The organism is Hymenobacter frigidus (assembly GCF_014640435.1).
GTDB lineage: Bacteria > Bacteroidota > Bacteroidia > Cytophagales > Hymenobacteraceae > Hymenobacter > Hymenobacter frigidus.
Window position 1 is genome coordinate 34,735 of sequence record NZ_BMGY01000010.1, and the last position, 14,781, is coordinate 49,515.

General features: G+C 61.4%; 13 protein-coding genes. 2 read left to right on the top strand and 11 right to left on the bottom strand.

Annotation, left to right across the window (positions count from 1 at the left end):
• A partial coding sequence (locus IEW17_RS07330; protein WP_373286158.1) for a hypothetical protein occupies positions 1–203 on the bottom strand: 203 nt, incomplete at its 3' end.
• 188 nt (positions 204–391) lie between these two features.
• On the opposite strand from IEW17_RS07330, the gene IEW17_RS07335 reads away from it, so the two are divergent.
• On the top strand, positions 392–1,045 hold the full coding sequence (locus IEW17_RS07335; RefSeq protein ID WP_188561386.1) for a response regulator: 654 nt from the start codon (positions 392–394) through the stop codon (positions 1,043–1,045).
• Positions 1,046–1,104: 59 nt separating this feature from the next.
• Here the strand turns inward: IEW17_RS07335 and IEW17_RS07340 are convergent, their stop codons facing one another.
• A complete protein-coding gene (locus IEW17_RS07340; protein ID WP_188561387.1) occupies positions 1,105–1,695 on the bottom strand; it encodes a DUF1345 domain-containing protein in 591 nt (196 codons plus the stop codon).
• 224 nt (positions 1,696–1,919) lie between these two features.
• Here IEW17_RS07340 and IEW17_RS07345 point away from each other — a divergent pair, with 224 nt between their 5' ends.
• Positions 1,920–3,410, top strand: coding sequence for a nicotinate phosphoribosyltransferase (locus IEW17_RS07345; RefSeq protein ID WP_188561388.1), 1,491 nt, complete (start codon positions 1,920–1,922; stop codon positions 3,408–3,410).
• 24 nt (positions 3,411–3,434) lie between these two features.
• On the opposite strand, the gene IEW17_RS07350 is transcribed toward IEW17_RS07345, so the two are convergent.
• From IEW17_RS07350 to IEW17_RS07390, 9 genes are all read right to left on the bottom strand, one after another.
• On the bottom strand, positions 3,435–3,845 hold the full coding sequence (locus tag IEW17_RS07350; protein WP_188561389.1) for a hypothetical protein: 411 nt from the start codon (positions 3,843–3,845) through the stop codon (positions 3,435–3,437).
• A gap of 48 nt (positions 3,846–3,893) precedes the next feature.
• Positions 3,894–4,991 carry an AIR synthase-related protein gene (locus IEW17_RS07355; protein ID WP_188561390.1) on the bottom strand — a complete coding sequence of 366 codons (1,098 nt, stop codon included), beginning with the start codon at positions 4,989–4,991 and terminating at the stop codon, positions 3,894–3,896.
• Positions 4,992–5,135: 144 nt separating this feature from the next.
• Positions 5,136–6,638 carry an amidophosphoribosyltransferase gene (purF, locus tag IEW17_RS07360; protein WP_188561391.1) on the bottom strand — a complete coding sequence of 501 codons (1,503 nt, stop codon included), beginning with the start codon at positions 6,636–6,638 and terminating at the stop codon, positions 5,136–5,138.
• A 118-nt stretch (positions 6,639–6,756) separates the two neighbouring features.
• Positions 6,757–7,353: a phosphoribosylglycinamide formyltransferase gene (gene purN / locus IEW17_RS07365; protein WP_229748864.1), complete on the bottom strand. Its 597-nt coding sequence runs from the start codon at positions 7,351–7,353 to the stop codon at positions 6,757–6,759.
• Between the two features lie 104 nt (positions 7,354–7,457).
• Positions 7,458–8,747 (bottom strand): phosphoribosylamine--glycine ligase, encoded by a 1,290-nt coding sequence (gene purD / locus IEW17_RS07370; protein ID WP_188561393.1) that lies wholly within the window; start codon positions 8,745–8,747, stop codon positions 7,458–7,460.
• Positions 8,748–8,759: 12 nt separating this feature from the next.
• A complete protein-coding gene (locus IEW17_RS07375; protein WP_188561394.1) occupies positions 8,760–9,161 on the bottom strand; it encodes a nuclear transport factor 2 family protein in 402 nt (133 codons plus the stop codon).
• 15 nt (positions 9,162–9,176) lie between these two features.
• On the bottom strand, positions 9,177–10,595 hold the full coding sequence (locus tag IEW17_RS07380; protein WP_229748865.1) for a phosphoribosylaminoimidazolesuccinocarboxamide synthase: 1,419 nt from the start codon (positions 10,593–10,595) through the stop codon (positions 9,177–9,179).
• A gap of 15 nt (positions 10,596–10,610) precedes the next feature.
• Positions 10,611–11,543 carry a phosphoribosylformylglycinamidine synthase subunit PurQ gene (locus tag IEW17_RS07385; RefSeq protein WP_188561396.1) on the bottom strand — a complete coding sequence of 311 codons (933 nt, stop codon included), beginning with the start codon at positions 11,541–11,543 and terminating at the stop codon, positions 10,611–10,613.
• Between the two features lie 41 nt (positions 11,544–11,584).
• Positions 11,585–14,638: an AIR synthase-related protein gene (locus tag IEW17_RS07390; protein WP_188561397.1), complete on the bottom strand. Its 3,054-nt coding sequence runs from the start codon at positions 14,636–14,638 to the stop codon at positions 11,585–11,587.
• Positions 14,639–14,781 lie beyond the last annotated feature (143 nt).

Genomic DNA, 14,781 nt, shown 5'->3' on the forward strand with positions numbered 1-14,781 from the left:
CGGCCCGCCGGGTCCAGCCGCGGCGCAGGACCGCCGCTGGGCGGCAAGGCCGCCACCGAACCCGTGGTGCGCTGCCGGCACAAGAGTTTGTCCACAAAGGCGATGGATACCCTAAACTGGGCCGCCACCTGATAAATGCGGACCCCTGGCAGGGCACAGGCGGCCACCACACGCTCCCGCAAATCAATCGAATACGCTTTCATACCGAAAAATAGGTGAAAATCTGTACACGGAACAGGAAACCGCTCTAAAAGCCGTATAAATCCCTCCTGCATACGTGCTGCCTTCCTCCGTATTTGATACAAATACGGAGGAAGGCAGCACGTATGCAGGAGGGGGCCCAACCTTGTCGGCTACCACTCGTTTCGTGATTTATATATTTTTCCTAGCTATGACTCGCTTATTACTTGCTGATGACCACACTATTCTGCGCGACGGCATCCGGGCACTGCTTTCGGCCGAGCCCGACCTCGAGGTAGTGGGCGAGGCCAGCAACGGAGCCGAAGTGCTGACGATTCTCGAAACTACCCCCGTCGACGTGGTGCTGATGGACGTGCAAATGCCCGTACTCGATGGTTTTGCGACCATGCCCGAGCTGCGCCGCCGCTTTCCCGAGGTGCGGGTGCTGGTGCTCACCATGCTCGACCACGAAAACTACGTGGCCCGCATGATGGAGGCCGGGGCATTGGGCTACGTTTTGAAGAACGCGGCCATCGGCGAAATCACGCACGCCATCCGGACGGTGGCGGCCGGCAACCCGTTTTTGTGCACTGAAATTGGGCTCAACATGCTGTATAAGTTGGTTGGTCAATCGGTAAGCCAAACCGACGAAACCAGCGGCAACACCGGGGCCGACCTCACCGCCCGCGAACTGGAGGTGCTTAAACTCATTGCCGAAGGCCTGACCAACGGGGAGATTTCCGACAAGCTTTTCATCAGCAAGCGCACCACCGAAACCCACCGCCAGAACATCATTGCCAAAACCCAGGCCAAGAACACGGCCGCCCTCATCAAGCTGGCCGTGAGCCGGGGCCTTATTTCCTGAGCGCGGCGGGGCGTCGGACATTATTTCTGGTTCCAACGCCAATCTGCTCAACGCCCGGCTCAGTTCAGCATTCCGCCGATGGTGCCGATGGTGAGGGCCACGATGACCGTGTTGAAGAGGAAGGAAATAAGGCTGTGCAGCAGGGCCGTGCGGCGAATATCGCGGCTGCTGATGCCAATGTCAGCGGTTTGGGCCGTCATGCCCACTACGAAGGAGAAATAGGCAAAATCGAGGTAATTAGGTTCGAGCTTGTCCTGGTCGTCCTTGCCGGTGTCGTCGGGAAACACCAGGCCGCCGCAGTCGTTGCCCTGCTCATCGGTGTCGTAGTAAGCGTGGGCGTAGCGGAGCGTAAACACGCAATGCACCAGCGCCCACGCCAAGGCCACGGCCCCCACCCCCAGCGCCAAATGCAGCACTTTGCCTTTTTCGGGCAGGCTTTTGAGCGTGCTCAACAGGCTCACCACGGCTATCAGGCTGGCCAGCGCCCCGCCAATTACCACGGCGGAAGCGGCACTGCGGGGAAAGTCCTCGCTGGCCGCCACCCGCCGGATGTCATCAACATCAGCCAGCCGCATGCTCAGGATAATGAGTGCCAGGCTGGTGACCGCAAACCCGTCCCAGCCCGCCACGGCGCGGGCCAGTGGGGTCAACGAATCGGAAGTAAGAAAAAACGCGAGCCCGCCCGCGAGGATACCCAAGCCCAAGCGCCACGGAAGGCGCAGAAAACGACCAAAAAGGCTTGCTTTCGGTTTTGAGGCAGTTGGTTTCGCAGGTTTTGACATAGGATGGCAAGGTAGTACCGGACCGATTTGGCGGCCCCGGTTGCGGGGGCAGTTTGCGCGGACTGAAGCGGAGATTCCCGTACTTTGCCCACATGAACCCTGCCCCGCTATCCGGCCTCTACACGCCTTCGCTCGCCCTCGTTACCGATTTGTATCAACTCACGATGGCTTACGGCTACTGGCAACAGGGCATGCAGGACCGCGAGGCCGTATTTCACCTGTATTTCCGCAAAGCGCCGTTTCAAGGCGGCTACGCGGTGGCGGCCGGGCTGGCACTGGCCGTGGACTGGGTCGAAAACCTGAAATTTTCCGACGATGACCTCGCCTACCTCGGCAGCCTGCGCGGCAGTAAAGGCACGGTCATGTTTCCGGCCGAATTCCTGGAATACCTGCGCCAACTGAAATTCACCTGCGATATTGACGCTGTGGCCGAAGGCACCGTGGTATTCGGCAACGAGCCGCTGTTGCGGGTGCGCGGGCCGCTGCTGCAAGCCCAGCTGCTGGAAACGGCGCTGCTCACGCTCATTAACTTTCAAACCCTGGTGGCCACCAAAGCCGCCCGTATCCGCGAGGCCACCGGGCCCACCGACCAGGTGCTGGAGTTCGGCCTGCGCCGCGCCCAGGGTTTTGATGGGGGCCTGGGGGCGAGCCGCGCCGCCTACCTCGGCGGGGCCGATGCTACCTCCAACGTGCTGGCCGGGATGCGCTATGGCATTCCGGTGCGCGGCACCCACGCCCACAGTTGGGTGCAGGCCTTTGCCAATGAAACAGAGGCGTTTTCGGCCTACGCCCAGGCGTTCCCCGACGACTCGGTGTTTCTCGTCGATACCTACGATACCATCGAGGGCGTGCGCCAGGCCATCAAGGTGGCCCGGGAGATGCGCGCCAATGGCTACGAATTGGCTGGTATCCGCCTCGATTCGGGCGACCTGGCCTACCTCAGCCGCGAGGCGCGGGCGGTACTCGACGAGGCCGGCTTCACCGAAACGCGCATCGTGGCCAGCAACGATTTGGAAGAAAACCTCATTACCAGCCTCAAGCAGCAGGGGGCCCGCATCGATACCTGGGGCGTGGGCACGCAGCTCGTGACGGCCTACAATCAGGCCGCGCTAGGAGGCGTCTACAAGCTGGCCGCCCTGCGCAAAGCCGATGACTCGGGCTGGGACTTCACCATCAAGCTCTCCGAGCAGGTGGCCAAAACCAGCATTCCCGGCATTCTGCAAGTGCGCCGTTATCTGAATGAATACGGCAAGCCCCGCGCCGATATGCTCTACAACACCGCCGAGCCCCTCCCCGACCAGCTCACTATTGTGGACCCGGCCGACAACACCCGCCGCCTGGTCATCAAGCCCGAAACCACCTTCCGCGAGCTGCTGGAGCCGGTATTCCGCCAGGGCCAACGCGTGCTGGACCTGCCCACCCTGGCCGAAAGCCGCGCCCACGCCCAGCGCGAAGTGCAAAGCCTCGACCCCGGCATCCGCCGCTTCCTCAACCCCCACATTTATCCCGTTGGCCTCGAAATGAGCCTTTATGATTACCGCACCCAGCTCATTCTGGAAAAGCGCCCGGTGCGTGGGGCGTGAGAACTTTGTGTGCCGGGGCCACTCCTAGTCCCAATTACACCAAAAATCAATGCCTTGGTTTTTCAAAATCATTCTTTCACCCTCACTTAATCGCATGACGACGTAATCCTCATGGGTTATTGTACCGAGAAGAAGCACATCTTCCTGATAGAAAGCTGGGTCTTCCGCCTCATAGTTATTCCACTCATTGTATGATTTGGCCCGTGCTTCAGCAACCACGGCCGGAGTTAAAATGAATCGATGGGTGGCAACATATGGCCTTTTAATGTGGGGTGGCACCGGAACCATCGCAGCGGCAAGTGCCTGAGGCAATTGCCCTTCGGCAAAGACTCTACTTATCTCCATGTGCGTGGCAATTACCAAGGTTTGCTCAAGCACGAGCTGCCAAGCAGTAGCTGGGAGTTTTTCAAAATTGTCGTGGCAGTAATAGTTCATACCGGTTACAGCGGGTGCTTAGCCAACTGGCGGCCGACTCGTTAGGGTTTACGCATATCGCAACTCGCCCGCGCCCACGCGCAGCGTCACGCCAGCTTCAGCGGTGAGGTGGCCCGCCACTTGCGCATCGTAGCCGCTGGCTTGCAGCGAGGCCACTACGGCAGCGGCGCTGGCTTCTTCCGTCACAATCAGCATGCCGGTGCCCATGTTCCAGTAGAGGTAGGCGGTTTCGGCGGTGATGTCGCCGATTTCGCAGAGGCGCTGCATGGCGGGCAGGGGCTCGAACAGGTTATCGAGCACCGCGCCGAGGCCGTTTTTGAGCACGCGCTGGAAGTTGTCGGCCACGCCGCCGCCGGTGATGTGGGCGATGCCGTGCAGGGGCAGGCCGGCATCGAGCAGGGCCGTGACGCCGGGCGAGTAGATGAGCGAGGGCGCGAGCATGGCCGCGCCCCAGGTAGCGTACCGGTCAGCGTCGGTGCCGTCGTAGGGCGCTTCGTGCCAATTGTCGCCGAAGACCTTTTGCAGGGTTTTGCGGGCCAGCGAGTAGCCGTTGGAACGGAACGAGGGCGAGCGCAGGGCCACCACCACGTGGCCGGCCTGGGCGGTTTTGCCGCTTAGGGGCTGAGCCAGGCTGGGGTGAAGCACGCCGATGGCCGTGGAGCACCAGTTGAAGTTCATCTTCGCGCCCGGCCAGCCGCCGATGCGGTTGCCCAGCTCCGCGATTTCGCCGCCGGTGATGGCGATTTTAGTGAAGTTGGCGGCATCGTGCAGGCCATGCATCAGCTGGTCCACCACATCGTAGTCGAGGTGGTTCACGTCGATGATGTTGGAGAGGTTGGTGGGCACGAAGCCGGCGGAGATGAGGTCGTCGGCCGTCATGGCGATGAGGTCGTAGCCGAGGGTGTCGTAGGTATTCAAGCGCTCAGCCACTTCAATTTTGGTCCCGATGCCATCGGAGCTGATGCCGAGGCGCTCGGCCCCGAAACGGATTTCGTTGGAAAAGCCGCCGTCGAGGTCCTGGGCGGGCTCGCCGGGGAGGCCGGCCCGGTTGGCGAAGGTTTTTTTCGACCAGTTGTAGGCGTTGCGCGAGGCGGCGTTGCCTTCTTCAATGGAGTAGCCGGCGGGGTTATTTTTGTTGTCGTTCATCGGGGAGACCTCACCCCCGGCCCCTCTCCCCAGGAGAGGGGAGCTACGGTGGCGCGGGCGATTTTTTAGTAAGCTTTATAAAATTTTCCGTCAGGCTCCCCTCTCCGCGGGAGAGGGGCCGGGGGTGAGGTTATGGCGTAATGCTTAGTGCTCCGTCGGCTCGGGCGCTTTGGCGCTTACCGATAGGTTTTTCTTCTCTTTTTTATCGCCGCGATGGCTGGCGCGCTCTTCCTGCACGTGGCGCAGGTAGTGGGTCACATCGCCCGTGGGGTACTTGCCCGAGAAGCAGGCGAAACAGCTGCCGCCGTGGCCTTTTTCTTCAGAGAACAGCTCTTCCAAATCCTCCAAATCCTGGTAGATGACGCGGTCGGCTTCGATGTAGCGGCAGATTTCGTCCTCCGATAAGTTGGCCGCAATCAGCTCGGTGCTCATGGCCATGTCGATGCCGTAGATGCAGGGCGACACGATGGGCGGGGCGCTGGAAATGAAGTACACCTCGGTGGCTCCGGCCTCGCGCAACAGGCGCACGATACGGCGCGACGTGGTGCCGCGCACGATGCTGTCGTCGACTACAGCCACCTTTTTCCCTTCCACAAACTCGCGGATGGGGTTGAGCTTTTTCTTCACCACGTCCTCGCGGCCGGCCTGGGTGGGCACGATGAATGAGCGGCCCATGTGGTTGTTTTTCACCAGCGCCCGGCGATAAGGCACGCCGATGGCTTCGGCCAAGCCGGAAGCGGCGAAGTAACCGGAGCTGGGTACGTCAATCACCATGTCGGGCTTGAGACCGGCGTCGGCCACCTTGCGGGCCAGGCGCTTGCCCAGGCGTACCCGCTCGCGGGCCACCAGCCGGCCGTGAATCACGGAGTCTTCGCGGGCGAAATAGATTTGCTCGAACGCGCAGAAGTGCTTGGGCAGCTCATACGGGTTCTTGCGGTGCACCTCGAAGTTGTTGTCGATGAAAATGGCCTGGCCGGGGCCCACGTTTTCGATGAATTCAAAGTCCAGGTAATCAAAGCAGGTGCTTTCCGACACGAAGGCGTACACCGGGCCCTTGGGCGTATCGCGGCGGCCCAGCACCAGCGGCCGAATGGCCAGCGGGTCGGTGAAGGCCAGCAGGCCGTGCCCGGCAATCATGGTGATGGTCGCGTAGGCGCCCTTCACCAGCTCCTGGGTGGTTTCGACGGCATCGAAAATATCGACCACCGATATGTTATCCAGGTTTTTCACGCGTAGCTCCGAAGCGAAGGTGTACATAATAAGCTCCAGGTCGTTGGTGGTTTTGGGCAGCACGTGGTACTGCTCGTGCAAGCGCTTGGCCACCTCGCGGAAGTTGATGACGTTGCCATTGTGCACCATGGCCAAGCCGAAGGGGTAGCTGGTGGTGAAGGGCTGCGCGAGGTCCGAATCGTTGGCTCCCTGCGTGGTGTAGCGCACATGGCCGATGCCGGTGTGGCCCTTCAGCTTCTTCACGTGCTTGGGCTTGAACACGTCGTTGACGAGCCCCTGGCCTTTGTGCAGATGGAAAGAATCATCAAAAGTGGCGATGCCGGCCGCATCCTGCCCCCGGTGCTGGAGGGCGGTGAGGCCGACAATCATATCGGCCACAACGTTATCGGGACCGTGAAAACCTACTATTCCGCACATGGGATGGGGTATTTAATAAAGTGTTTTTAAGAACGTCATGTCGAGCGCAGCCGAGACATCTCGCTCGCTTCGTTGCAGTAGCATTAATTACTCCTGAGCTAGAGATGCTTCGACAAGCTCAGCATGATGTTTTTTTACTCGACATGACGGCCTGTTTGTTTTGAATCAAATCAGCCAAAGCCTGCGCGTACAGCGCATGCTCCACGGCCAGCCCGCGGCGCTCCACTTCCGCCAGCGTATCGGCCCCGCGCAAATCAACCGCCTGCTGGGCAAGAATGGGGCCGGTATCCAAGCCCTCATCCACCAGATGCACGGTGATTTTGGTTTCGGGCAGCTGATTTTCAAACGCCCACTCGTAAGCGTGCAAGCCCTGGTGTTGATGAGTATCAGCCGGATGAATATTGAGAATGCGGCCCGCAAAGGGCTGAATAAACGCCGATGACAGAATACGCATGTAGCCTGCCAGCACCACCAAATCGGGCTGATACTGCTGTAGCAGCTGGGCCGCTTCGGTATCAAAAGCTTCGCGCTTGCGGCCCTGGCTGGGCAGCGCCGCTACGGGGCACCCCAGGGCTGCCGCCGCTTCGAGGCCAAAAGCATCGGGCTTGTTGCTGAATACGACGACCACTTCGGCGAGGCCTTTTAACACGCCCGATTTTGTCGCTTCGACCAAAGCCAGCATGTTGGAACCCCGGCCCGAAAGCAGAATGGCCAAGCGGACTACTCTGCCTCCCAGCCCCTCACCAAAAGGGAGAGGAGCCTGACGAAAGTGCTCGAATGAAGTGAGGAGGTTCATTTAGTATGGCTGAGCTGCTGGCTTCAATTTACAACGCTGGCCGTCAGGACCGGGGCCGGACGCTGGGCGATGTCGGTTCGGAAGTAGGCATCCTGGAAGGTGACGTGGGCGCAGGCTTCGTAGGCCAGAGCGGTGGCTTCTTCCAGGTCCTGGCCGTGGGCGGTAAGGACTAGGACGCGGCCGCCATTGGTCACCAGCTGGCCGGTTTCGTTGCGGCGGGTGGCCCCGTGGTAGGCCCGCACGCCGGGCGGCAGATTATCCAGGCCCGAAATGGGGAAGCCGGTGGGGAATTTCGGAGCCGGATAGCCACCCGAGGCCAGCACCACGCCCACGAATGCGCCGGACCGCTGCCGCACGCCTTGCCGAGCCAGCGTGCCATCCAGAGTCGCTTCAATCAGTTCCAGCAGGCTGCTATCCAGGGCTGGCAGCAGGACTTCGGCCTCGGGGTCGCCGAGGCGCACGTTGTATTCCAGCAGCTTGGGGCCGCTGGGCGTGAGCATGATGCCAAAATAGAGGAAGCCGCAGAACTCGAACTGCTCGTTTTGCAGCCCGCGCAGAGTAGGGTCGATGATATCGCGGGCGATGGCGGCCAGCACATTGCCGTCGGCGAAGGGCACGGGGCAGTAGGCGCCCATGCCGCCGGTGTTGGGGCCGAGGTCGCCGGCCAGCAGCTGCTTGTGGTCCTGCGAAGTAGCCAGCAGGCGGATGGTCTGGCCATCGGTTAGGCCGATGATGCTGATTTCGGGGCCGGTCAGCTTTTCTTCGAGCAGGAAGGAAAACCAGCCCGAATAGCTCGTTTGCAGGTCGTCGAACGCCGCTTCGGCTTCTTCCGGCGACGAGCACACGTACACGCCCTTGCCGGCGGCCAGTCCGTCGTACTTCACCACCACGTGCCCGCCCAGCTCGATGGCCTTGGTGCGGGCCGCGGCAATGTTGTCGCTCCGAAACGGCCAGGCCTGCGCTGTAGCCACACCGTGGCGGCGCATGAACTCCTTGCTCCACACCTTAGAGCTTTCCAACCGCGCCGCCGAGCGGGTTGGGCCGAAAACCTTGATATCGGAACCGGCGAAAAAGTCGGTGATACCCGCTGCTAGCGGGGCTTCCGGTCCAACTACAATCAGCTCCGCGTCGTGGGCTTGGGCGAAGGCCTTCACCAACTTAAAATCCAGCGGGTTTACGTCGGGGTGACTGTTGGGGATGCCCGGATTGCCGGGCAGCACGTGCACCGTGGCCCCGTCGCGGGTCAGCTTTTCGGCCAGGGCGTGCTCGCGGGCACCGGAACCGAGGAGGAGAAGAGTTTTCGAATCAGTCAAGGGAATGGGAACTTAGGCGGGCGGTAGGTCTTCGCTAATGTCTTCGATGGAAATGATTTTGCCGTCATCGAACCGGAAAACGGACTTGCCCTGCAAGCGTAGGGTATCGCCGGGCTTCAACCCGTTGAGTAACTCTACAGCGACCGTAGCGCGGTAGTCAATGGCCACTTCCACCCGGTTGTCAGCCAGCTGCCAATGGGTAACGCGCTGCTCCCGTTCGGAGAAATACCGAGTGGCTTGCTCTGCTTGGCCGCGAAAATCTCCCTTGCCGGTTGTGGTCAGGTTGACTTCGCCATTGGCAATATTTCGGAACACTACTTTCTCGTGCAAGGGTGCCAGCATGCCGTCCACATCGAAGCGGTTGTAGGCTTCGATGTAAACGGTAACTACTTCCTTAAGCGCGGCGTATTCCATTGGTTTCTTGGTTCTTTACAGCACCCGCAGTTCCGCGTCGGCTGCTTGCAGCTTGGCTTTAGTGGCTTTGATGTCCTGGCTCAGCCGCTCGCGCAGGCGGGGCACGTTCAGAGCGCGCAGGGCGGCCTGGGCGGCGTTATCGGGGCGCACCGCCGTCAGGTTAGGCGCGCCGTTGGGCATGATAACCGATGAGTTGAGGTTCATGGCCAGTTCGGCGTAATCCTTCCACGGTGGGCAGCTGATGACGGGCACGTTCACGTTGGCCGCCAGCGCGCCGCCGAGGCCGTTGCTAAAGCCGGCCACGGCAATGATGACGCCGGGCTCGATGCTGTTGTTCCAGATTTCGGCCATGCCCGCGATGGTTTCGCCGTTTTTGTGGGCCGACGTCACCCGCAGCTGAGTGAAGATGTTGTAGCCTTCAAACTGCTGGCGGATTTTCTCGCAGTGCTCCTTGTCAGCGGGCGAAGCCATCACGATGTTGACCCAGGCATCCTTCAGCAAGCCGGCGGCTACGAGGTTGGCCAGCAGGCGGGCGCGGGCATCGTGGCGGCCGGAGCCGGGGGCATCGGTGGTTTCGGGCTCAGCGGTGGGCAGGGCCTCGCCGACGATGCGCTGGTAGATATCGAGGTAGCGGCGGCTGGCTTCCTGAGCTACTTCTGGCGTGAGAGCGCGGGGATATTTGCCGTCCTTTTTATTGGCAATGAGCCACTGGCGCACGTATTCCTTGTCCATCTGCTCGGCCGTTTCGGGGTTCCGGGCGTAGTCCTCGGCGGCCCAGAAGCGGGAAGAATCGGGCGTGTGCATCTCGTCGATGAGAATCAGCTTGCCGTTGAGCAGACCAAACTCATACTTGGTATCCACCAGAATAATGCCTTTTTCAGCCAGCAGCTGCGAGCCCACGGCAAACAGCATCTGGGACTTCACGGCCATCTGGTCGTACAATTCCTTGGTTACCCAGCCCTCGCTCACCAAGTTGTCGGGCGTGATTTCGCGGTCCGACTCCTCCTTAGTAGTCGGCGTGACAATGGCCTGCGGGAAGGGCTGGTTTTTGGTCAGCCCGTCGGGCACGGTCACCCCCGAAAACGTGCGCTGCCCGGCCTGGTAGCCGCGCCACATCGAACCGGTGAGGTACTGGCGCACAATCATCTCCACCTTAATAGGCTCGGCCTCTTTCACCAGCATGGCATTGGCATCCACGAGCTTGATGACGTGGTTTGGGATGATGTGGGCTGTCTTTTCAAACCAAAAATTAGCCAGGCCATTCAGCACCGCGCCCTTGTACGGGACGGCCGTTTCCAGCACGCTGTCGAAGGCCGAAAGCCGGTCGGTGACGATGATGAGGCGGTCACCGGAGGGCGCCCGCAGGCTGTCGCGGACTTTGCCGCGGTGCAACAACGGGAGTTGGGGGGAGGCGAATTGGGTGAGCGTGTTCATCACAAAGTATAAAGGCTAGTTGCGAGTGGCAAATTGCGGAGCGGGAGCCGCCGCCGCGTGCAGTTGAGTGATGTGTTCGACAATATTCTTAAAAATCCGGAGCCCTTGTCCCTCCTCGTCGGTCTGGCCAGCGCGGCGGCGGCGCGCCCAGTCCGGGTGGTTGTAAGCCGACAAAAACGCTTCCGGGTGCGGCATCAGGCCGAAAACCTGGCCGGTTGTGTCGCTGAGGCCGGCGCAGTTCAGGGCCGCGCCGTTCGGGTTGAACGGATAAACATCGGTAGCGCCGCCGTCAAAATCGGCGTAAGTCAGGCAGTTCAGCCCGGCCGCTTCAATGGCGGCTTGGGTGGCTTGGTCGGGAATCACCAGTCGGCCTTCGCCGTGGCGCACGGGCACTTCCAGCGTGTCAATTCCTTTGAGGAAGGGCGTATTGGCTTTAGGATTCACGCGCAGCGTCACCCACCGGTCCTCGTAGCGGCCGCTGGCATTGTGGGTCAGCGTGACTTCGGGCGTTACGCTGCCGCCCAGGTTGGGCAGCAGGCCCAACTTCACCAGCACTTGAAAACCGTTGCAGATGCCAAAGACGAACTTACCGGCGGCAATGAACTGCCGGATGTCATCAAGCAGCGTGCGACCGTCGGGGCCGTTCTGGCGGTAGCGCAGCTTGTTGGCCAGCACCACGCCCGAGCCCAAATCATCGCCAAACGAAAAGCCGCCGGGGAAATTCAGCACGTCGAAATCGTGGATGCTCACCTGGCCGTGCATCACCTGGTTGAGGTGCACGATGGTGGCTTCGGCCCCCGCCAGGCGGTAAGCCGCGGCGAATTCTTCCTCGCAGTTGATGCCGAACCCGGTTAGAATCAGCGCCCGTACCGCGCCCGCCGATTCCGGACTATCGGCTTGTGCCTCCGATTGAACTTTATGTGCTCCTTGAGCAGCTTCTTGTACCATTTCAAAAGTCTTTTGGGCCAATGGAAAAGGGTCTTGTGCTTTTAGAGCGAGTTTGAGTGGCTGAGATTGTCCTTTGAAACGACTCCCAGTAGTTTATTCACCGGCCCATTAGTCCAGGCGGCGCGCAACGTAGCGGTACTGGCCGAAACAACGGTTTGGCCAGCGTGGCGCACGGTCAGCTGGCCGTCTGGTGTCACGCGGCCCAGCCGGGTGCCACGGCTGCCCAACAGCGCCTCAAAAGCTACTACATCTTCCGGCGCTACGGTGGCCAGGAAACGGGAGTGCGACTCCGAGAAAAGCTGCGTGGCCAGCGGCAAGCCGGCGGCAGGCAGTTCCACCTCGGCTCCGTAGCCGTAGCCAAAGGTGGTTTCAGCCAGCGCCACGGCGAGGCCGCCGTCGCTCAGGTCGTGGCAGGATTGAATGAGGCCCTGGTCGTTGGCCTGGCCGATGAGCGTGTACAGCGCCTTGGCGTTGGCAAAATCAACCTTCGGCACGTTGGCCCCCAGCTGGCCGTGCAGCGCGTAGAACTCGGAGCCGCCCAGTTCGTCGTGGGTTTCGCCGAGTAGGTACACCACGTCGTCGTCCTGTTTGAAGTCGCTGGTCACGGCGCGGCGCACGTCCTCCATTTTGGCCGTCATCGAGTAGAGCACGGTGGGCGGCACCGAAATCTTCACGCCGTCGGCCTTGAAGTCGTTTTTCATGCTGTCCTTCCCGCTGGTGAGCGGGATGCAGTAGGCGGCCGTGGCGTCGCGCAGGGCCTCGCACATGCGCACCAGCTTGGCCAGCTTCTGCTTGCCGTCGGGGTTGCTAATGGGGTCGTACACCGAATCGGGCACGCAGAAGTTGTCGTTCACCGACCAGAAAATCCCGTCGCCCGGAGTCAGGTTGGGCAGCTTCCCTCCCACCGCGATAATCTGCCGCACGCCTTCGTCGAAGGCGCCGGCCGACATGTGGTAGGCGTCCAGGTCGCCGTAGCGCGGGATAATACCGTTGCTCACGGCCACGCCCTCCCAGCTCTCAAAATTGAAGCGTACCACGGCCGCGTCCTGTGGGGCCTGGCCCGTCGCGCCCATCAAGGGCTTCACAATCGTGCGGCCCTTCACTTCGTGGTCGTACTGCCGAATGACGGACTCACGCGAGCAGATATTGAGCGAGCCCAGCAGCTGCGTCAGCGTCGCGGTGTAGTCGGTTTGGGCGGGCACTTGCGGCTCAGCGGCGGCGGGTTTGGTCCACTCCGCTTCCAGGATTTTGCGCGGCACGCCTTCGTGCAGGAATTCCATGTTCAACCGAGCTACCGGCGCGCCGTCGAAGCGCACGTCCAGGAAACCATCTGAAGTAAAGTGGCCGATGTCGGTCAGCTCCACTTCCATTTCCTGGCCCAACGCCGCGATTTCGGCCATTTTTCCGGGCTCCACCACCAGCGTAAACCGCTCCTGCGATTCGCTCACGAAAATCTCCCAGGGCCGCAGGCCGGGGTATTTCAGCGGCACTTTTTCCAGCTCCACCACCGCGCCGCCCGAAATGCCGGCCAGCTCGCCCACGGAGGACGAGAGGCCGCCCGCGCCGTTGTCGGTGCTGCATTTCAGCAGGCCGCGACGGGCGGCCAGCAGCAGAAAATCCATCGCCAGCTTTTGGGTGATGGGCGAGCCGATTTGCACGGCCGTGGCGGGCGCGGTTTCGTCCAGCTCGATGCTCGAAAACGTGGCCCCGTGGATGCCGTCCTTGCCCACCCGGCCGCCAGCCATCACAATCCGGTCGCCGGCGTCAATCTTCTTTTCCCAAGAATCGAGCCCCGCGAACTGCATGGGCATCACCGCGCCGGTGCCGCAGTACACCAGCGGCTTGCCGGCGTACCGGTCGTCGAACACGATGGCGCCGTTCACGGTGGGAACACCGGATTTATTGCCGCCGTCCTCGATACCCTTGCGCACACCTTCCAGAATGCGGCGCGGGTGCAGCTGCCCGGTCAGCAACGGCCCGTCATACTCAGGGTTACCAAAGCACAGCACGTTGGTGTTGAACAGCAGCCGCGCGCCGCCGATGCCAGTGGCCAGCGGGTCGCGGTTGTTGCCCAGAATGCCGGTGATGGCTCCACCGTAGGGGTCGATGGCTGAGGGCGAATTGTGCGTTTCCACCTTCCACACAAACAGCGAGTCGGCGTTGATGCGCACGGCCCCGGCGTTGTCGCTGAACACTTTCACCAGCCAGTCGTTGCCGTTGGCGCGGAGCTGGCGGTCTACTTCGGAAGTGGCGTCTTTGATGTAGGTTTTGAACAGCGAGTCGACCTGCTTTTCCTCGCCCGTTTCCAAGTCTTTGTAGTTAATCAGGGCCGCAAACTCCTTGTGCTTGCAGTGCTCCGACCACGTCTGAGCGATGATTTCCAGCTCGCAATCCGTGGGGTCAGCAGGTAGGCCGGCGGCCTGGCGCTCGGCCTGCGTGGCGGGGGCGGCGAAGTAGTCGCGCACGGCCCGCATTTCCTCCAGGTTCAGCGCGTAGATGTTCTCCTTCGAGAGTTGCAGCAGCTCCGCGTCGGTGCGGCCGGTCAGCGAAATGACTTCGGTGATGGCTTCGGCCCCACCGCCGGGGCGCGGCGTGTAGTCGCGGATGCCGTCGGCCACGCGGCCCACTTCCAGCCAGTTGATGAGCTTGTTGCCCAGCAACTCTTCCGCGATGCGGCGCAGGTCGGCTTCGGGCAGGTCGTTTTCGAGCAGGTAGAGCTTCTTGCTGAAGATGTGCTGTGTGTGCACGTCCAGCGGCTCATTCAGAATATCGGCGAGGGCGTTTTGGGCCGAGGTGCCTTCGTCGTCGGTCACGCCGGGGCGGCGAGCTACGAGGATGTACGTGGCGAAGCCGGGCGCGGCGGTCAGCTCATTGAGGCGCACGTCGTGCAGCACCGGGTCGGCGAGGCAGCGGGTGGCAAAGTCACTCAGCTGGGTTTCGGTGAGCGGGTAGCGCACCGTGTAGAGGGCGGCGCTGCGTACGCGCCCGGTGGTCAGGCCCAGGTGGCGGGCGGCGGCTTCGGCCACGCGCTGGCCGTCGCCGTCGTGCTGGCCGGGCTTCAGAGTAAGCTGGATGGTGTGGGTGGTGTTGGGCATTGATGATATCAGAACGTCAGGAGAAGAACGTCATGCTGAGCGTAGCGCAGCGAGTCGAAGCATCTCTACCTCATTAGTAAATCTTAATCAACTTAATCAATCGCAACGAAGCGGTAGAGATGCTTCGACTTCGCTGCGCTCAG